This is a genomic window from Burkholderia puraquae (assembly GCF_002099195.1).
Lineage (GTDB): Bacteria > Pseudomonadota > Gammaproteobacteria > Burkholderiales > Burkholderiaceae > Burkholderia > Burkholderia puraquae.
The window spans coordinates 333193-350099 of the sequence record NZ_NBYX01000004.1 but is presented as its reverse complement, the minus strand read 5'-3'; the positions used below and the strand labels follow the sequence as shown (position 1 = coordinate 350099).

At 65.7% G+C, this 16907-nt stretch carries 20 protein-coding genes; 14 read left to right on the top strand and 6 right to left on the bottom strand.

The genetic code is table 11. The annotated features are described in order from the left end of the window. The first annotated feature begins 441 nt into the window (after window positions 1-441). The 3 genes from B7G54_RS10990 to B7G54_RS10980 are packed head-to-tail and all read left to right on the top strand — an operon-like array spanning window position 442 to window position 2704. Window positions 442-1485: a LacI family DNA-binding transcriptional regulator gene (locus B7G54_RS10990; RefSeq protein ID WP_085039119.1), complete on the top strand. Its 1044-nt coding sequence runs from the start codon at window positions 442-444 to the stop codon at window positions 1483-1485. A gap of 54 nt (window positions 1486-1539) precedes the next feature. Beyond that, window positions 1540-2328 carry a YhfC family intramembrane metalloprotease gene (locus B7G54_RS10985; RefSeq protein ID WP_085039118.1) on the top strand — a complete coding sequence of 263 codons (789 nt, stop codon included), beginning with the start codon at window positions 1540-1542 and terminating at the stop codon, window positions 2326-2328. A gap of 13 nt (window positions 2329-2341) precedes the next feature. Continuing rightward, window positions 2342-2704 (top strand): DUF3022 domain-containing protein, encoded by a 363-nt coding sequence (locus tag B7G54_RS10980; protein WP_085039117.1) that lies wholly within the window; start codon window positions 2342-2344, stop codon window positions 2702-2704. 33 nt (window positions 2705-2737) lie between these two features. On the opposite strand, the gene B7G54_RS10975 is transcribed toward B7G54_RS10980, so the two are convergent. Both B7G54_RS10975 and B7G54_RS10970 read right to left on the bottom strand, forming a co-directional pair. Next, a complete protein-coding gene (locus tag B7G54_RS10975; RefSeq protein ID WP_085039116.1) occupies window positions 2738-3169 on the bottom strand; it encodes a PGDYG domain-containing protein in 432 nt (143 codons plus the stop codon). Between the two features lie 135 nt (window positions 3170-3304). Continuing rightward, window positions 3305-3850 (bottom strand): Spy/CpxP family protein refolding chaperone, encoded by a 546-nt coding sequence (locus B7G54_RS10970; RefSeq protein WP_085039115.1) that lies wholly within the window; start codon window positions 3848-3850, stop codon window positions 3305-3307. Between the two features lie 255 nt (window positions 3851-4105). Between B7G54_RS10970 and B7G54_RS10965 the strand changes: the two genes are divergently transcribed. Both B7G54_RS10965 and B7G54_RS10960 read left to right on the top strand, forming a co-directional pair. Continuing rightward, complete coding sequence (locus tag B7G54_RS10965) at window positions 4106-4570, top strand: Lrp/AsnC family transcriptional regulator (RefSeq protein WP_006481526.1); 465 nt, start codon at window positions 4106-4108, stop codon at window positions 4568-4570. 474 nt (window positions 4571-5044) lie between these two features. Further along, the gene (locus tag B7G54_RS10960) at window positions 5045-6145 is read left to right on the top strand and encodes a saccharopine dehydrogenase family protein (protein ID WP_085039114.1); all 1101 of its coding nucleotides are present in this window, start codon (window positions 5045-5047) and stop codon (window positions 6143-6145) included. Window positions 6146-6240: 95 nt separating this feature from the next. On the opposite strand, the gene B7G54_RS10955 is transcribed toward B7G54_RS10960, so the two are convergent. Both B7G54_RS10955 and cydX read right to left on the bottom strand, forming a co-directional pair. Further along, entirely contained in the window at window positions 6241-6858 is a 618-nt protein-coding gene (locus B7G54_RS10955; protein ID WP_085039113.1) for a P-loop nucleotide/nucleoside kinase family protein, read from the bottom strand. Beyond that, a complete protein-coding gene (gene cydX / locus B7G54_RS10950) occupies window positions 6855-7001 on the bottom strand; it encodes a cytochrome bd-I oxidase subunit CydX (protein ID WP_085039112.1) in 147 nt (48 codons plus the stop codon). Before cydX ends, B7G54_RS10955 begins: the two co-directional genes overlap by 4 nt. Window positions 7002-7178: 177 nt before the next feature. Here cydX and corA point away from each other — a divergent pair, with 177 nt between their 5' ends. After that, window positions 7179-8156: a magnesium/cobalt transporter CorA gene (gene corA / locus B7G54_RS10945; protein WP_085039111.1), complete on the top strand. Its 978-nt coding sequence runs from the start codon at window positions 7179-7181 to the stop codon at window positions 8154-8156. Window positions 8157-8163: 7 nt separating this feature from the next. Here the strand turns inward: corA and B7G54_RS10940 are convergent, their stop codons facing one another. Then, on the bottom strand, window positions 8164-8457 hold the full coding sequence (locus B7G54_RS10940; RefSeq protein WP_085039110.1) for a YciI-like protein: 294 nt from the start codon (window positions 8455-8457) through the stop codon (window positions 8164-8166). A 219-nt stretch (window positions 8458-8676) separates the two neighbouring features. Then, window positions 8677-9165 (bottom strand): adenosine-specific kinase, encoded by a 489-nt coding sequence (locus tag B7G54_RS10935; RefSeq protein WP_106408961.1) that lies wholly within the window; start codon window positions 9163-9165, stop codon window positions 8677-8679. A gap of 145 nt (window positions 9166-9310) precedes the next feature. Here B7G54_RS10935 and B7G54_RS10930 point away from each other — a divergent pair, with 145 nt between their 5' ends. The 8 genes from B7G54_RS10930 (at window position 9311) to B7G54_RS10895 (ending at window position 16607) form a co-directional block, all read left to right on the top strand. Next, window positions 9311-10300 carry a cysteine synthase A gene (locus tag B7G54_RS10930; RefSeq protein WP_085039109.1) on the top strand — a complete coding sequence of 330 codons (990 nt, stop codon included), beginning with the start codon at window positions 9311-9313 and terminating at the stop codon, window positions 10298-10300. A gap of 111 nt (window positions 10301-10411) precedes the next feature. Next, window positions 10412-10897, top strand: a complete 486-nt coding sequence (locus B7G54_RS10925) for an aminoacyl-tRNA deacylase (protein ID WP_046545780.1) — start codon at window positions 10412-10414, stop codon at window positions 10895-10897. Between the two features lie 825 nt (window positions 10898-11722). Then, window positions 11723-12421 (top strand): energy transducer TonB, encoded by a 699-nt coding sequence (locus B7G54_RS10920; protein WP_085039204.1) that lies wholly within the window; start codon window positions 11723-11725, stop codon window positions 12419-12421. An 86-nt stretch (window positions 12422-12507) separates the two neighbouring features. Continuing rightward, window positions 12508-13422, top strand: coding sequence for a MotA/TolQ/ExbB proton channel family protein (locus tag B7G54_RS10915; protein WP_085039108.1), 915 nt, complete (start codon window positions 12508-12510; stop codon window positions 13420-13422). A gap of 20 nt (window positions 13423-13442) precedes the next feature. After that, window positions 13443-13865 (top strand): ExbD/TolR family protein, encoded by a 423-nt coding sequence (locus B7G54_RS10910; protein ID WP_085039107.1) that lies wholly within the window; start codon window positions 13443-13445, stop codon window positions 13863-13865. A 225-nt stretch (window positions 13866-14090) separates the two neighbouring features. Further along, on the top strand, window positions 14091-14522 hold the full coding sequence (locus B7G54_RS10905; RefSeq protein WP_085039106.1) for an ExbD/TolR family protein: 432 nt from the start codon (window positions 14091-14093) through the stop codon (window positions 14520-14522). A gap of 16 nt (window positions 14523-14538) precedes the next feature. Further along, the gene (locus B7G54_RS10900) at window positions 14539-15729 is read left to right on the top strand and encodes a tetratricopeptide repeat protein (protein ID WP_085039105.1); all 1191 of its coding nucleotides are present in this window, start codon (window positions 14539-14541) and stop codon (window positions 15727-15729) included. Window positions 15730-16031: 302 nt separating this feature from the next. Further along, window positions 16032-16607 carry a helix-turn-helix domain-containing protein gene (locus B7G54_RS10895; RefSeq protein ID WP_085039104.1) on the top strand — a complete coding sequence of 192 codons (576 nt, stop codon included), beginning with the start codon at window positions 16032-16034 and terminating at the stop codon, window positions 16605-16607. The last annotated feature ends 300 nt before the right edge of the window (window positions 16608-16907 follow it).

Genomic DNA, 16907 nt, shown 5'->3' with positions numbered 1-16907 from the left:
CGGAGGGCTGGCTGCGTTATGATCGCCCGCGCGTCGCATCGACGGCCCGGCAATGCTGCCGGCGGCGTCCCGCGACAGGTATCCGCGCCAGATCCGGTGCGGCCGACTGCTTTTGCACGTGACCGGGGCGGGTGCCAACGCGCCGGCGGCGATCGATCGCGAAGCATGGGATCATCGCAGGCGCCGCGCGCTCACGCTGACCGACCGCGAAGCATGGGGTCAGCGTAAGCGCTGAAGGGCTCACGCTGACCGACCGCGAAGCATGGGGTCAGCGTAAGCGCTAAAGCGCTAACGCTGACCGACCGCGAAGCATGGGGTCAGCGTAAGCGCTAAAGCGCTAACGCTGACCGACAGGAGATTCCACCGGGTGGCTTACGTTTCCAACAACAAAGGTCCGTCTGCTCACGAAGCGGCGCGGATCGTACGTCGCGAGGCACGACAGTGACCGATTCGCAACCAACCACGACGCGTCCTGCGACGATCAGCGATGTCGCGCGCGAGGCCGGCACAGGCAAGACCAGCGTGTCGCGCTACCTGAACGGCGAGACGCACGTGCTGTCCACCGACCTGCGCCAGCGGATCGAAGCGGCAATCGCGCGGCTCAACTACCGGCCGAACCAGATGGCGCGCGGGCTCAAGCGCGGCCGCAACCGCTTGCTCGGCATGCTCGCGGCCGACCTCACCAATCCCTATACCGTCGAAGTGCTGCAGGGCGTCGAGGCCGCGTGCCACGCGCTCGGCTACATGCCGCTGATCTGTCACGCGGCAAACGAAGTCGAGATGGAGCGCCGCTTCCTGCAGCTGCTCACGACCTACCGCGTCGAAGGGCTGATCGTCAACGCGCTCGGCGCCGACGAGAATGTGCTGCGCCCGCTGCGCGGGGCCGGCATCCCGGCCGTGCTCGTCGACCGGACGGTCGAGGGCTTCGAGGCCGACCTGATCGGCCTCGACAACGCCGACGCGATCGAGACGGCACTCGCGCACCTCGTCGAACATGGCTTCGACGCGATCCATTTCGTCGTGCAGCCGTTCGAGCGCGTCAGCTCGCGGCGCCTGCGCGAGGCCGCGTTCCGCGCGGCACTGGCAGCGCGCGGGCTGACGGTACCGTCGACGGTCGTGCTCGACCTGAACGAGCCCGACGCGGTCACGGCGGCGCTGGCCGACATCGATGCCCGCATCGACGACGCGGCACGGCGCGGCGCGCGCGCGGCGCTGTTTGCCGCGAACGCGCCGGTCGCGCTCGCGATCGCGCGCCACCTGCGCGCGCGTTTCGGCGCCACATGGCAGCAGAGGGCGGCGCTGCTGTCGATCGACGATCCGGAATGGGCCGAGCTGATCGGCATCACGACGATCCGCCAGCCGACCTACGAAATCGGCTACAAGGCCGTCGAATTCGTGCACGAGCGGATCGACGGTGCGGCGGGCGACGTACGCGTCTCGCTGTTGCCGGGCGAGCTGGTTGCGCGCGCGTCGACCGCAAGCTGAGTATCATTCGGGGCACGCAGCGCGTCAGGTGCGCTGCCCCGAACAAGGAAATACATGACTGTCGCTCCCGTCACGCTGGCGGTGCTGATCGCCGCCACGCTGATCATCGCGCTCCTGCCGCTCGTCCTCTTCCGTATCCTGCGCAAGCCGCTTGCGCTGAACCGCCGCGACACGATCGTCGGCGTGGCGGTCTTCACGCTGTTTGCGATGATCCTCGAACGCGCGTTCCACGGGCTCGTGCTGAGCCAGACGCCGCCGGACGGCTGGCTCACGCAGCCGCTCGCGTTCGTCGCGTACAGCGCGCTCGCGACCGCCGTGTTCGAGGAAGCCGGCCGCTATCTCGGGATGCGTTTCCTGAGCCGCCGCTACGGCCCGTCGGCCGGCGACAGCCGAGGAATCGGCTACGGGATCGGCCACGGCGGCGCCGAAGCGTGGTTCGTCGGCGTACTCGTATGGGGCCAGTGGTCGTATCTCGCGTGGCTCGCGAGCCGCGGCCAGCTCGAGACCCAGCTCGCCGACCTGCCGGGCGACACCGTCGTGCGGCTGCACGTGATGCTCGCGACGCTGTCGGCGCAGTCGATCCTGCTGTTGCTGCTCGAACGCTGCGCGGCATTCGTGCTGCAACTGGCGCTGTCGGTGCTGGTCTGGCGCGGTGTGCGCGCCGGCCGCGCGGGCGTGTTGCCGCTCGCGATCGCGCTGCATGCGCTCGCGGCCGCGCCGGCGCTGCTGTACCAGGTGCGCGTGCTGCCGGCCGGCTGGGTCGAGGCTGCCTATTTCGTGCTGGCCGCGATCGTGGTCGCCGTGCTGGTGAAGACGTGCCGGCCGTCGCAATCGGCAGCCTGACGGGAGAGACGGAATGGACGACTATCTGATCGAATGCCAGAGCGCGGAATTCGACGCGCTCGCACGCGTGATCTGCGATCTCTTTCCGGAGCAGACACGTTTCGCCGAAAGCAGCGACGCGCGCGGGCGGTTCCTGTCCGTGCACTGGCTCGCGATGCGTTTCGGCGCGGCGCCGAAGCGGATGACGCTCGATATCCGTATCGTGCCGGCCGCGCTCGCGCGCTATCTGGCGTTCAAGCCGATGCAGCGCGCACGCAGCCATGCGGTACTGCATGCATATACGGAAGCGATGCTCGGGTCGCTCGAGGAGCGTCACGCGGCCGGCGAGGCTGTCGAGCGCGACGCGGAACTCGAACTCGACGAAGACTTCGCGTGACCGTTCGCGCCGGCGCGATGCCGGCGCGCCGCTTTACGCGTCGCGGTAGACCTGTGCGAAGCGCTGCGCCTGCACGACACCGTAGTCGCCGGGCGCGTACTGCATGACCCAGTCGCCGGCGACGCCGCGCAGCGTGTCGCCGTTTTCCGAGCGGGCGATCGTGAACGGCTCGTCCATCCGGCGGGCGAGCACGATAGCGGGCCGGTTGCGGTAGGCGCCCGGTGCGCCGTGTGCGAGTGCCGGATCGGCGGGCAGGTATTTGGCGTCGAAGCGCGCGCGCGACACGACCCAGCGGTCGCCGGTCGAGCCCGTGACCAGCGCGTCGCCCGTCACATAGCGATTCGGGCCTTCGAGGCTCATCAGTTCGCCGTCAGCCTCCGCGAAGGCAACGGCGACGGTTTCGTCCTTGACGACGCGACGGGCCTGCGGATCGGTACGCAGGTCGAGGTGCTTGAGTTCGAGCATGGCGGGGAAGTGCGGGAAAGCGGTAAAAGCCGGGAGCTTATCCCGAATCCGGCGCGCCGTGTGACGCGCCGGTCGCCTGGTATGGCGCGGCGCCGTTCGGCCCGGACGGGCGGCACGGCGCCGGCGGGGAGGGCGTCAGGGTTGCGCGGGTGCGCTGGCGGCCGGCGCGGCTGCCGCCTTGCCTTCCTTGCCCTTCGTCTTGCCCTTGCCGCGGTGCTCGCCGCCGTGGTGCAGCCAGCTGCGGAACGTCGTGTCGGCCAGGGCCTTCTGGTCGGCCGGGAAGCTCTCGTAGAGCGGCGCGAACGCGTCGGCGAGCTTTTTCGCGCCGTCGGCGTTCGCCTGCGACAGTTCCGCATACTGCTTGATGTCGTCGAGTGCGGAGACTTCGTGCTTGGCCATCCGTTCGCGATAGAGGCGGCCCATCGTTTCGCCGTTGTCGCGCATCGTGTCGGCGAACGTCTTCCACTGCGGTTCCTGCGCCGACGTGATCTTCAACTGGTCGTGCAGGTACTTGATGCGCTGCTCGACGCGCGCTTCGTGGCGTGCCGCGCGCTGCTCGGCGCTCGGAGCCGACGCCGCGGCCGTCGTTGCGGGGGCCTGGGCGGGCGCCTGCGCCGGGGTTTGCGCGAACGCGCTGGCTGCAACGGCGAGCGTAGCGAGGGTGAGCGAGATTTTCTTCATGGTTGGCTCTCCGGGGTGGTGTCTTGCGAGCGGGCGCGGCGGCAACTGCCGCAAGCGCGCATCTCGCGTCGCCCATTATTAGTAGCACGTTGAGTGCGGCGCAGCAGTGAATGCGACACTTGCTTACATCCGATACGAATCGGAATTGAAAGGTTCGGGCCGGATCCGGGCGGTGCCGTTTGGGCGGGCCGGCGTTCGGCGCTATCATCGCGTCACCTTCCACTCAGCCGGCGCGTCGCGCCCTGGCCCAGCCTCATGCGTCCACCCCGCCTCGACCAACTCGACGATCTCGACCGGCAACTTGTCGCGCTGCTGCAGGCCGATGCGCGCGCCAGCGTCGCGGATCTCGCGCGCCAGCTCGACGTGGCGCGCACGACGGTCGTCGCCCGCATCGCGCGGCTCGAACGCACCAACGTGATCGCCGGCTACAGCGTCCGGCTCGGGCAGGACGTGCTCGATGCAAGCATTTATGCGTACGTCGGCATCATCCTCACGCCGAAGTTCGGCAAGGACGTGCTGCGTAAGCTCGACCGGATGCCCGAAGTGCAACTGCTGTGCGCGGTGAGCGGCGAGTACGACTACGTCGCATGGCTGCGCGCCGATTCGCCCGAACGGCTCAACGACCTGCTCGACCAGATCGGCACGCTCGAAGGCGTGGAACGCACGACGACGTCGATCATCCTGTCGCGCAAGATCGATCGCGGGACGATCGGCGGCTGACGTTCAAGCGCGGCGCACTCGCTGTACAGGTTTTCTGCCCTTCACGCATGCCGCGTCTTGCGCTCGTCGCAAGCACGCGGGTCGCTTGTTCGTGCCCGGCACCGATGCGTTTCATGACCGGCGCGGACACGGACGGCAGCTCCTCCGCGTCGTCCGACGCCTCTCTGCTGTATTTCCCTGCTCATTCGCTTCGACCGACGCGCCGCGCGTCGCGTACGGCGCGCATGCGGTGCGCGTTGCCGCTCGTCTTCCCGTTTGCCCTCGGGAACGCCGCCCGAGGCAGCGTGTTCGAGCCAACGCCTATATGCGTTTTTTAGATGATTTGGACGTTTAGACGAAGTGCGTGGTCAAAACGTCGAAACTATCAGTCGTTTCGCATCATTCTTCGTCTTGGAACTGATTTTGCGCGTCCCTAAACTGTGTTCATGGCTCGACGCCGTACACAACACCAACCCATCATCAGGAGATAAGCGCATGAAAATCGCCATCGTCGGCGCAGGTCTGATCGGCCACACCATTGCTCACATGCTGCGTGAAACGGGCGACTACGAAGTCGTCGCGTTCGACCGCGATGCGGATGCGCTCGCGAAGCTGTCGCGCGAAGGCATCGCGACGCAACGGGTCGATTCGGCCGACGCGAACGCGATTCGCGAAGCCGTGAAGGGCTTCGATGCGCTCGTCAACGCACTGCCTTATTACCTCGCGGTCAACGTCGCCGCCGCCGCGAAGGCTGCCGGCGTTCACTACTTCGACCTGACCGAAGACGTGCGCGCAACCCACGCGATCCGCGAACTGGCCGACGGCTCCGACCGTGCGTTCATGCCGCAGTGCGGCCTCGCACCGGGCTTCATCGGTCTCGCCGCCCATGAACTGGTGAACGGCTTCAGCGAAGTGCGCGACGTGAAGATGCGCGTCGGCGCGCTGCCCGAGTATCCGACCAACGCGCTGAAGTACAACCTGACGTGGAGCGTCGACGGCCTGATCAACGAATACTGCCAGCCGTGCGAAGCGATCCGCGACGGCCGCAAGCAGTGGGTGCAGCCGCTCGAAGGCCTCGAGCACTTCTCGCTCGACGGTACCGAATACGAAGCGTTCAACACGTCGGGCGGCCTGGGCACGCTGTGCGAGACGCTGTCGGGCAAGGTCGAGACGCTCGATTACAAGTCGGTGCGCTACCCGGGCCACCGCGATCTCGTGCAGTTCCTGCTCGAGGACCTGCGCCTGTCGACCGACCGCGACACGCTGAAGTCGATCATGCGCCGCGCGGTGCCGTCGACGAAGCAGGACGTCGTGCTCGTGTTCATCACGGTGACGGGCGTGAAGGACGGCCAGCTGGTGCAGGACGTGTTCACGCGCAAGATCTTCGCGAAGGACGTGTGCGGGATGCACATGAGCGCGATCCAGATCACGACGGCCGGCGCGATGTGCGCGGTGCTGGATCTGTTCCGCGAGAAGAAACTGCCGCAGAGCGGTTTCATCCCGCAGGAAAAGGTGTCGCTGAAGGCGTTCCTGTCGAACCGCTTCGGCAAGCTGTACGAAGGCGGCACGATGGAGCGCGTGCACGCGGTGGCCTGACCGTCCGCCAGCCTCAGGCACGAGGGCCGTACGACGCCGGAAGCGCAGCAGCGCTTCCGGCGTTGTTTTTTTCGGGGAGCGAAGAAGGGGGCCGGTCAGGCCGGCAGCGGCGGGACGAGCGTGGCTGCAGGCGGAGGCGGTGCGATGCGGTACAGCAGCGCATTGACGTCGGCATCGGAGGGCGCGGTGTTGTCGAACATCACGATGCCGTCGCATTCGTGGCCGGTCGGCACGAAGCGGCGCTGCCGGTATTCGTCCCAGTGCGCGAGCTTGTATGCATCGTTTGGGTTGCCGCGCGCGACGATCCGCTGGTGCGCGACCTCTTCCGACGTGTGGACCCAGACGACCGTCAACGTGACGTCGGGCGCGATGCCGAGCCAGGCGCGGTCGAGAATGCGACGATCGCGCACTTCGCGCGACAGCGGGCCGACGACGAGCGCGCCGATGCCGAGCGCGAGATTTTCACGGGCCGTGTCGAGCAGGCCCTGGTATTCGGGATCGCGCAGGTGCTTCAGGTAGAGCGGGCTGTCTCGGTCGTTTGGATCCTCGGTGAGCGCGCCCATCGCGGCCGAACTGTAGTGGCCGTACAGCGTGTCCTTGTCGAGCAGGCAGAAGGCCTCGCCGGTCGCGCGCATCAGCGGCCCGATGAGCCGCTTCGCGAGCGTGGTCTTGCCGGTGCCGGCGTGACCGCAGAAGAACACCAGGTGCGTCACGAAACCTTGCCTCCCGGCTGCGGGCTCGACGCACCATTGCGCTTGTCGCCGCGCGAGAACACTTCCGCTTCCAGCCACATCGCGTTGATGATGCCGAAGCCGAGCGCCACGCCGATGCCGAGTATCCACGAGAAATACCACATGGGTGTGTCTCCTTGACGGTTGGGCCGCACGGCCGTGCGGCGTGTGTACCGAAGTCCTGGTGCGCATGCTGCGGCGCACGCAGCCCGATCATGACCAATATCGCCGTGCCGCGCAAGCCGGGCCGCCGGCGCAGCAAACCGGTAAACTGATGCGCAAACCGCAACGTCACGGACACCATGCTGATCAATTGTGCTGCATACCAGGACGGCCGCAAGCTGGCCGATATCGATATCGACGCCATCAGCGACTACGTGTCGAAGCCCGAATGCTTCGTGTGGGTCGCGCTGAAGGATCCGACGCCCGCCGAACTCGACCTGATGGGCGAGGAGTTCGGGCTGCACGAACTGGCGCTCGAGGATGCCCGCAAGGGGCATCAGCGGCCGAAGATCGAGGAGTACGGCGATTCGCTGTTCGCGGTGCTGCATACGGTCGAGCTGGACGACGACGGTGAATTCAATGTCGGCGAGTTGAACGTGTTCATCGGCCCGAACTACGTGCTGTCGATCCGCAACCATACCGAGCAGGATTTTCGCGACGTGCGCAAGCGCTGCGAGCGCGAGCCGCATCTGCTCCGGGAAGGCTCGGCATTCGTGTTCTACGCGCTGATGGACCAGGTCGTCGACCGCTATTTCCCGATCCTCGAAACGCTCGGCGCCGAACTCGAGGAACTCGAGGACCGCATCTTCGCGAAAGCGACGCCCGCATCGTCGCGCGCGATCATCGAGGATCTCTATTCGCTGAAGCGCCGGCTCGTGATGCTGTACCAGCACACGGCGCCACTGATCGAGCCGCTCGCGAAGCTCACCGGCGGGCGCATTCCGCAAGTCTGCAGCGGCATGGAGCCGTACTTTCGCGACGTGTACGACCATCTGCAGCGGATCGTGAAGACGATCGAAGGGCGGCGCGAGATGGTGGTCACGGCGATCCAGGTCAACCTCGGGATGATCTCGCTGGCCGAGAACGAGGTGACGAAGCGGCTCGGCTCGTTCGCCGCGCTGTTTGCCATACCGACGATGATCGCCGGCATTTACGGAATGAACTTCGCGAACATGCCCGAACTGCACCTGAAATACGGCTTCTACGGTTGCATCGCGGTGATGGTCGCCGCCGACTTCGGGTTGTGGTGGCGCTTCAAGCGGGCAGGGTGGCTGTAGCCTTGCTTCACGCGCGGGGCGGCGCGTGCTTGCCGACCACGACGCGCCACGGCCGCACGCGCCAGGATGTCACGAGGCCGTTCTGCACGTACGGATCGGCACGCGCGAACGACTCGGCCGCTTCCGGCGAATCGCCTTCGAACACGAGCACGGCCTGGTCGGCCGGCTCCTGCAGCGCGCCGGCAAGCACGAGTTCGCCGCGCTCGGTCGCGGCCTGCGCGAGCGCGAGGTGTTCGGCGCGGAACGCTTCGCGCCGGGCGAGGTAATCGTCGACGAGTTCGTAGATCAGCTGGTAATGCATGGTCGCTCCGGAAGGAATCGCGGCGGCCGGCGCGACGGCGCGGCCGTCAGTCTGCTGCAGCCAGTATAGGGCAGGCGGACGGTAGCGGCACGACACGAACGAGGTGCGCCCGCACTCATAAACGCAACTAACGGTCTGAGTGCCATCCGCGCTAAAATCCCGGCCGCGACGCGGTTTCGATGCAGCCTGGTCTACAGGCCACACCCGGCGGGCCCGTCCCTACGCCTTGTAGCCGATCGTGCGCAGCAGGTCCTTGCGCCAGCGGACGTCGTCGTCATTTTCGATGCCGAGCGGCGCGAAGCCGTCGACGACGCCGACGATCCCGCGTCCTTGCGCGGTTTCCGCGACGATCACGTCGGTCGGGTTCGCGGTCGCGCAATAGATCCGGCAGACCTCCGGCACGGCCTTGATCGCATTGAGCACGTTGACCGGATAGAACCCGTCGCCGAGGAACACGATGAACGCGTGACCGGCGCCAATCGCGCTGGCGTTGCGGCAGGCAAGTTCGACGAGCGCCGCATCGGTGCCTGAGTGCCGCACCAGCCGCTTGCCCGACGCCTCGCAGAATGCGAGCCCGAAGCGGATGCCGGGCACGGTGCCGACCAGCGCCTCGTGGATGTCCTCGACGGACTTGATGAAATGCGACTGGCCGAGGATGAAGTTCACGGTCTCGGGCTTGTCGACGGCAACGGTGTGCAGTTGCAGCATGGCGGACCTCGTCTCGCGATGCGGCGCGTCCGCCGCAATGGGCTCTTCAAGCTTAATACGTGGCGGCCGGCGACGAAAGGCGCGAGGGCGGCCTATCCTTCGTTGTGTGGGGCACGCGTGCCGCGCGAAGGCAACGGAGGGAGTCATGGACGTGCGACAAGGTTTCGTCGACTGCGTGGGGCGTACGCCGCTGATTCGCCTGACGAAGCTCAGCGCAGAGACGGGCTGCGAGATCCTGGGCAAGGCGGAATTCATGAATCCGGGCGGGTCGGTGAAGGATCGCGCGGCACTCTACATCATCCGCGACGCCGAGCGGCGTGGTGTGCTGAAGCCGGGCGGCACCGTCGTCGAGGGCACGGCGGGCAACACCGGCATCGGTTTGGCGCATATCTGCGCGGCGCGCGGCTATCGCTGCGTGATCGTGATTCCCGACACGCAATCGCCGGACAAGCTGGCGATCCTGCGCACGCTCGGCGCCGAGGTGCGTCCGGTGCCGGCGGCACCCTACCGTGACCCGAACAACTATCAGAAGATTGCCGGACGGCTCGCGGACGAACTCGACGACGCCGTGTGGGCCAATCAGTTCGACAACGTCGTCAATCGTCAGGCGCACTACGAGACGACCGGGCCCGAGATCTGGCGCGATACGGCGGGCACGATCGATGCGTTCGTCTGCGCGACCGGCACGGGCGGCACGCTGGCGGGCGTGAGCCGTTATCTGAAAGAGCAGAATCCGGACGTCCGGATCGTGCTGGCCGATCCGCACGGCAGCGGGCTCTATGGTTACGTGAAAACGGGTGACCTCGGCGCGGAAGGCAGCTCGATCACCGAAGGCATCGGGTCGACGCGCGTCACCGAGAACCTTGCGGGCACGCCGATCGACGACGCCGTGCGGATCGACGATCAGCAGTGCGTGACGATGGTCTACCGGCTGCTGCGCGAGGAAGGGCTGTACGTCGGCGGATCGAGCGGCATCAACGTCGCGGCGGCGGCCTGGCTGGCCCGCCGGATGGGGCCGGGGCACACAATCGTGACCTTGCTGTGCGACCGTGGAGACATCTATCGCACGCGGCTTTTCAATCGGGAATGGCTACGCGAAAAGGGACTGGACCCGGGGGCTGGACCCGGGAGCTGAGCTCGGATGAGGCGCGGGAGAGGTGAGGATTTCCATCCGACCGAATGCGACCTATGCTGAACGAATCCGGTGCGAACGCCGTTCGCCCGATTCGCCCAGACGAGGTGTGCCATGCCTGTGTCAGCCACCCTGCAGGATTGCCTGCGCCAGAAGTCATCGCGGTACGAAGTGGTGTACCACCCCTATAGCCATACAAGCATGGAGACGGCCGCCGCCGCGCACATTCCCGGCGATCGCCTCGCGAAAACCGTGCTCCTCGAAGACGACGAAGGCTACGTCGCCGCCGTATTGCCGACCACGCACGCCGTGCGCCTGTCGGATCTCTGGGTGAAGACGGGGCGCCATCTCGTGCTCGCCCGGGAAGTCGAACTGCGCGAGCTGTTCAAGGATTGCGACATGGGCGCGTTGCCGCCGGTGTGCATGGCGTACGGGATGAAGACGTTTCTCGAGGAACGTCTCGCGCAGCAGCCGGAAGTCTATTTCGAGGCCGGCGACCACGAAGCACTGATCCACATGATGCAGGATGAATTCCTGACGCTGATGGAGACGGCCGAGCGCGCGCATTTCTCGCACAAGATGCAGGGCATGCATTCATGACGCACGCGGTGCACGGGCACCTGTCGGTGCATGCGTGACAGGGTTGTGTGCAGTGTCAAGGGGTAGGCCGTCGGATAGTTAATTCGATATGCGAAATATTTATCCTGGTATTCGGATCGGCGAGACGGCCTTGAATTTGCATCGTATTCCGGATTAACTGTTCGGGTATCGACGGTGCGTTGGGCGCTTTGAGACGGCGATGTCCACCAGTTCGAGGCGGTCGATCAGCGCATCGCGCGACCGATGCAGGCGTTGACGAGGCGAGGGGACGCATCCTGCGGGTCGCTTCCCGAGTGACCTGTTTTGGTGCAGCGCACGAAATACGCCGATATTTATGCTGAAGCAGCCCAATATCCGGTTTTGCATATATCCATACAATTCAATTACCGTTCCAATAATAAAAGTTTGATTTGTGCTTACCGGAATATTATTTGAATAACCCCTCCAAACTTTGTATTCGGGCATCAAATAAAGTTTGACGTCAAAATTTTTTCCTTGCTATCTTCTGCACCCAAGTGAGCGGCGCCGATGACATCACCGTGTAACGAACGGCGAATCGTCTACGAAGTGTAAGGTGCCACCCGCTCAGCTGACAATTGCCTGACCGTGCAGGCGCGTGGTTTCCCGGTGATACTCCGGGCCGCGCCGGCCGGAACGATTCCTTGAAAACGAACGAATTGGAATTCGAATTGAATTCTTTCAATTTGGATTGCTAATTGAATTTGAATTGAAATATTCGGGTTGATGCGGTGGCGATGCCGACCTGGCTTCACCGCCGGCAGCAATCCGAAACTGGGCGAATCGCTTGGGGGATGGATGGTGGGCATGAAAGTCGAAGAACGTCTGGCTACGTCGAACAGCGGACTGGCTACGCTGGGCCGCCCGCGAGAGTTCGGCAAGAAGCAACAGAATCCGGTACGCCGGTTCGGCGGCATCGGGGTTGTCCTGGTGCTGCATGCCGTGCTGATCTACGCGCTGCTCAATGGCCTTGCGACGAAAGTCGTGCAGGTGATCCAGCACCCGATCGAAACCCGCATCATCGAGCCGGTCAAGCCGCCGCCGCCGCCGCCGATGCCCGTGGTCAAACTCCCGCCGCCGAAATTCGCGCCGCCGCCGCCGCCGTTCGTCCCGCCGCCGGAAGTGCCGGTGCAGGCGCCGCCGCAGGCGACGATCACGCACCAGTCGGCCCCGGTACCGTCCGCGCCGGCCGTGCAGGCGCCGGTCGTGGCACCGCCGGCGCCGGCCAAGCCCGTCAGCCATGACGTGGGTGTCGTCTGCCCGAATTCGGACACGCTTCGCGCGTCGATCCAGTATCCGAAGGAGGCGCAGGAAAACAACATCACGGGCGACGTGACGATCGAATTCGTCGTGGATGCGGAAGGGAACATCACGAACGAGCGCGTGGCGCAGTCGGCGGACCCGATCCTCGATCGCGCTGCCTACAACACCGTGAAGCGATTCAAGTGCGTCGCGCAGGGCCAGTCGGTGCGGGTCCAGGTACCGTTCTCGTTCAATCTGAATTGATGCAGTGGGCGGCCCGGCGCGAACCGGGCCGGGGAAAACCATCTCGAACTGGTGTAATAAGTTCACCGAAATAACTGGAGTGGGGTATGACGAAGCGTTCACTGGCCGCGCTGGCGGCAAGCATCCTGATGTCCGTCGCCGCAATCGACGGGTTCGTTGCGCCGCAGCTCGCCCACGCGCAGGCAAGCGGCGCGGCCGGCACATCGGCGCAGTCCGCGGCGCCGTCGGCCGCCCCGGCCCAGGCTCCGGCCGCCGCCGAGCCGGCTCCGCCGCCCGCACCGGCCACGACGGAAGCGGTCGAGAATCCGTACGGGCTCGGCGCGCTATGGAAGAACGGCGACTTCGTCGCCCGTTTCGTGCTGATCCTGCTGGTGATCATGTCGATGGGAAGCTGGTACATCATGATCACGAAGTTCCTGGAGCAGTTGCGCGCGAATCGCCGCGCGAAACTGGCGGACGCGCAGCTCTGGAGCGCGCCGTCGCTGGCCGAGGGTGCCAAATTGCTCGACGAGGCGTCGCCGTTCCGGTTCATCGCCGAAACGGCGATCGAAGCCGGCGAGCACCATGAAGACGCGCTGCTGGAAGCGGTGGACCGCAACACGTGGATCGACGTATCGGTCGAGCGCTCGATCACGAACGTGTCGAACCGGATGCAGGACGGGCTCGCATTCCTGGCCACGGTGGGCTCCACGGCGCCGTTCGTCGGGCTGTTCGGCACGGTCTGGGGGATTTATCACGCGCTGACGGCCATCGGTATCGCCGGCCAGGCATCGATCGACAAGGTCGCGGGCCCGGTGGGCGAGGCGCTCATCATGACCGCGATCGGCCTCGCCGTCGCGGTGCCGGCGGTGCTCGGCTACAACTTCCTGGTCCGGCGCAACAAGTCGGTGATGGAGCGGGTCCGCAACTTCGGCGCGCAACTGCACACGGTGCTGCTGGCCGGCAATCGGCGGCCGGTGCGCGCGTCGTCGGCGCCGGCCGCCGCGTCGCTTGCGAACTGATCGGCTGACGGAGGCGCGCGATGGCCATGAACGTCGGGCAGGACGAGAGCGACGAGGTGATCGCCAACATCAACACGACGCCGCTCGTCGACGTGATGCTGGTGTTGCTGATCATCTTCCTGATCACGATTCCGGTCGTGACGCACACGATCCAGCTTCAGTTGCCGAAGGAGACGGTGCAGCCGCTGCAGACGACGCCGAAGAGCATCGAGATCGCGGTGAACCGCGACGGCGATTTCTTCTGGGGCGAGCAACGGGTGGATGCACAGACGCTGCTCGCGAAGCTGAAGGACGTGTCGCAGCAGCAGCCGCAGCCAAGCGTCCACGTGCGGGGTGACCAGAACACGCGCTACGAGTTCATCGGCCGGGTGGTCACGATGTGCGAGCGCGCGGGGATCGCGAAACTGTCGTTCATTACGGAGCCGCCTGCGCGCGGTGGATAGTCGTGCAAGGGAATCGTGGTGGAACAGGGGGCTGGCGGGAAGTGATGAAGCGCTGACGCTGGCCGAGCGAGAGGCTTGGGATCGGTGTAAGTGCTGATGCGTTGGCGCTGGTCGGCCGCAAAGCATGGGATCCACGTAAGTGCTGAAGCGCTAACGTGGATCGACCGCGAAGCATGGGACCAGCGTAAGCGCTAAAGCGCTAACGTGGATCGACAGGAGTCGACGATGGGAATGAATGTGCCTTCGGGCGGGAGCAACGCCGAACCGGAAGTGATGGTCGATATCAACACCACGCCGCTGATCGACGTGATGCTGGTGTTGCTGATCATGCTGATCATCACGATCCCGATTCAGATGCATTCGGTGAAGATGGACCTGCCGGTGGGTAATCCGCCGCCGCCGGCCACGCCGCCGGAAATCGTGCAGATCGACATCGACTTCGACGGCACGACGACGTGGAACGGTGCGCCGGTGCCGGACCGTTCGGCGCTCGAGGCGAAACTGACCCAGGTGGCGGCGGAACCCGTGCAGGCGGAGATCCATCTGCGCCCCAACAAGCTGGTGCCGTACAAGGACGTGGCCGCCATACTCGCGTCCGCGCAACGCGTGGGCGCGACCAAGATCGGCCTGATCGGTAACGAACAGTTCATGCAATGACGACACGGACGAGCCGATGAACCAGCGACGATGGAAACGGATGATGGCGGTGACGGCGCTCGGTGCGGCCGGCATGCTCGGACGCCCGGCGTTGCCGGCGGACGCACTGCGGCCGGACGTGGCGAAACCGTTGGCGGCCGCACAGGAACTGTACCGGGCGCACAAGTATCGCGACGCGCTGGGCAAGATCGCCCAGGCGGCCGCCGTGCCGAACCGGACGCCGTACGAAACCACCGTGGTGGAAGAGATGCGCGGCGCGGCAGCGATGGCGGCCGGTGACTCAGGCACGGCCGCGCAGGCCTACGAAACGGTGCTGAACTCGGGGCGGCTGTCGGGCGAGGACGAGCAGCGGACGACGGCAGCGCTGGCCGGCATCTACTTCCAGCAGAAGAACTACCCGCTGGCGATCCGGATTGCACAGCGCTACCTGAAGACAGGCGGCTCGGATCCGGAAATGCGCACGCTGCTCACGCAGTCGTACTACCTGTCGAACGATTGCGCACCGCTCGTGAGCCAGTTGAAAGCGAGTACCGACGCGCAGGCGAATGGCGGGCACGCACCGGATGAAGGACAGTTGCAGATGCTTGCGACCTGTGCGCAGAAAGTGAAGGACGGCAACGCGTACCGCAGCGCGCTCGGGCTGCTGGTGGCCTACCACCCGAGCCCCGCGTACTGGGACGAAATGGTCACGGCCATTCGCGGCAATCCAGGGTATCTGCCGTCGCTCGACCTCGACATCTACCGTTTGCGCCGGGCGACGGGCTCGCTCGCGACCGCCAACGCGTACATGGAGATGACGCAGCTCGCACTGGTTGCGGGGTCGCCCGCCGAAGGCAAGCAGGTGATCGACCAGGGGTTCGCGTCCGGTGTACTCGGCAAGGACGCGCAGGCGGATCGCGAGAAGCGGCTGCAGGCGCTCGCCGCAAAGCGCGCGCAACCGGGCGGCGACACCGCGACGCCGGCGGCACCGATCGACGCCGGCATGAACCTCGTCTTCGAGGGCCATGCGCAGCAGGGGCTGCCGATGATGGAGCAGGCGATCGCGAAGGGCGGGCTCGAGCATCCCGATGCGGCACGGCTGCGGCTCGGCGAGGCGTATTACGTAGCAGGCCAGAAGGCGCGCGCGGTCCAGGTGCTGCGCACGGTCAAGGGGACCGACGGTTCCGGTGACCTGGCACGGCTCTGGACGGTGGTGGCATCCCGGTAACGCCACGGAAAGGTGCGACGGCGCGCAGCGCGGGCGCGGTCGGCAAGCGGTGTGCCGCCGCGATGGTACCGAGGCGCGACGGGCAGGTCAGACGATGGAAAGGGGTGGCCTTGTTAATTAGTAAACCGAATGAAATGCGTGAGGGCTGCGTGGCCGCGCGACGCGGGTACCGTGCCGCGCCGCGCGTGGCTTGCACGCCGCGACAGCGTGCAGCGGGGTATCGCGCCGGGCCGGTCGCGTTACGGCATCGGTCGAGGCTTGACGACATCAAACCGATTTCGACTGCGAGGGTCCGTCTTTCCATGGTTTTGCCCCCTGATGAGTCGGTGCTCGTCGCCGTGTCGCTAGGCAACAAGATACGGGCGCTGCGCCAGCGCCTGAAACTCACGCTCGACGAAACGTCGACGATCGCCGGCATTTCGAAGCCGTTCCTGTCGCAGGTCGAGCGCGGGCGGGCGACGCCGTCGATCACGTCGCTGGTCCGGATCGCAAAGGCGCTGGGCGTGACGATGCAGTACTTCATCGACACGCCGACGGAAGCGCGTTCGGTATGCCGCGGCAACGCGCTGCAGTATTTCCAGTTCACGAACTCGGCCAGCCGGTTCGCGAGGCTGACGAATCTAGTGGACGGCCGCAAGCTCGATGCGATTCTCGTCCGGATGCCGGCGGGGCAGTTGCCTTCCGAGATGACGACGCATGCGGGCGAGGAGTTCGTCTACGTGTTGCGCGGGCAGGTGGCGCTGACGCTCGAGGATTGCACGTTCACGCTGAACGAGGGCGATACCGCGCATTACGAATCGACGATGCCGCATGCGTGGCGCAACACGGCCGACGAAGAGGCGGTGATCGTCTGGGTCGGCACGCCCAGGCTGTTCTAGCGAGGGCGGCCGGCACGAAGGAGAAGTACCCGATCGAAGGCAGGGGGTGCGCAGCACGGCGCGCATACAGGTTCGCGTTGTACGCAACCCGCTGCTCGTCGAATCGGGAAGAAGCAAGCAATGCGCTCAATGTAGGTGTTTAGCATGTCGAAACAAAATAGAAAACGACGGTGACGCTGGATGGTGCGGGTGCCCCGAGGCCGATCCGTTCGAGTCGTGGCAGTCGAAAGCGTGGCAATCGCGGGTTCCGGTACACGGGCACCCAGGACGCGCAAGGAATTCACAAGGTTCCGGCGCACA

Excerpts from the sequence above, each read along its gene's own strand:
- B7G54_RS10935 (WP_106408961.1), bottom strand. The coding sequence starts at position 9,165 with ATGCTGCAACTGCACACCGTTGCCGTCGACAAGCCCGAGACCGTGAAC.
- B7G54_RS10905 (WP_085039106.1), top strand. The coding sequence starts at position 14,091 with ATGGGAATGAATGTGCCTTCGGGCGGGAGCAACGCCGAACCGGAAGTG.
- B7G54_RS10940 (WP_085039110.1), bottom strand. The coding sequence starts at position 8,457 with ATGCATTACCAGCTGATCTACGAACTCGTCGACGATTACCTCGCCCGG.
- B7G54_RS10975 (WP_085039116.1), bottom strand. The coding sequence starts at position 3,169 with ATGCTCGAACTCAAGCACCTCGACCTGCGTACCGATCCGCAGGCCCGT.
- B7G54_RS10930 (WP_085039109.1), top strand. The coding sequence starts at position 9,311 with ATGGACGTGCGACAAGGTTTCGTCGACTGCGTGGGGCGTACGCCGCTG.
- B7G54_RS10965 (WP_006481526.1), top strand. The coding sequence starts at position 4,106 with ATGCGTCCACCCCGCCTCGACCAACTCGACGATCTCGACCGGCAACTT.
- B7G54_RS10985 (WP_085039118.1), top strand. The coding sequence starts at position 1,540 with ATGACTGTCGCTCCCGTCACGCTGGCGGTGCTGATCGCCGCCACGCTG.
- B7G54_RS10980 (WP_085039117.1), top strand. The coding sequence starts at position 2,342 with ATGGACGACTATCTGATCGAATGCCAGAGCGCGGAATTCGACGCGCTC.
- B7G54_RS10960 (WP_085039114.1), top strand. The coding sequence starts at position 5,045 with ATGAAAATCGCCATCGTCGGCGCAGGTCTGATCGGCCACACCATTGCT.
- B7G54_RS10900 (WP_085039105.1), top strand. The coding sequence starts at position 14,539 with ATGAACCAGCGACGATGGAAACGGATGATGGCGGTGACGGCGCTCGGT.
- B7G54_RS10895 (WP_085039104.1), top strand. The coding sequence starts at position 16,032 with ATGGTTTTGCCCCCTGATGAGTCGGTGCTCGTCGCCGTGTCGCTAGGC.
- corA (WP_085039111.1), top strand. The coding sequence starts at position 7,179 with ATGCTGATCAATTGTGCTGCATACCAGGACGGCCGCAAGCTGGCCGAT.
- B7G54_RS10910 (WP_085039107.1), top strand. The coding sequence starts at position 13,443 with ATGGCCATGAACGTCGGGCAGGACGAGAGCGACGAGGTGATCGCCAAC.
- B7G54_RS10920 (WP_085039204.1), top strand. The coding sequence starts at position 11,723 with ATGAAAGTCGAAGAACGTCTGGCTACGTCGAACAGCGGACTGGCTACG.
- B7G54_RS10915 (WP_085039108.1), top strand. The coding sequence starts at position 12,508 with ATGACGAAGCGTTCACTGGCCGCGCTGGCGGCAAGCATCCTGATGTCC.
- B7G54_RS10970 (WP_085039115.1), bottom strand. The coding sequence starts at position 3,850 with ATGAAGAAAATCTCGCTCACCCTCGCTACGCTCGCCGTTGCAGCCAGC.
- B7G54_RS10925 (WP_046545780.1), top strand. The coding sequence starts at position 10,412 with ATGCCTGTGTCAGCCACCCTGCAGGATTGCCTGCGCCAGAAGTCATCG.
- cydX (WP_085039112.1), bottom strand. The coding sequence starts at position 7,001 with ATGTGGTATTTCTCGTGGATACTCGGCATCGGCGTGGCGCTCGGCTTC.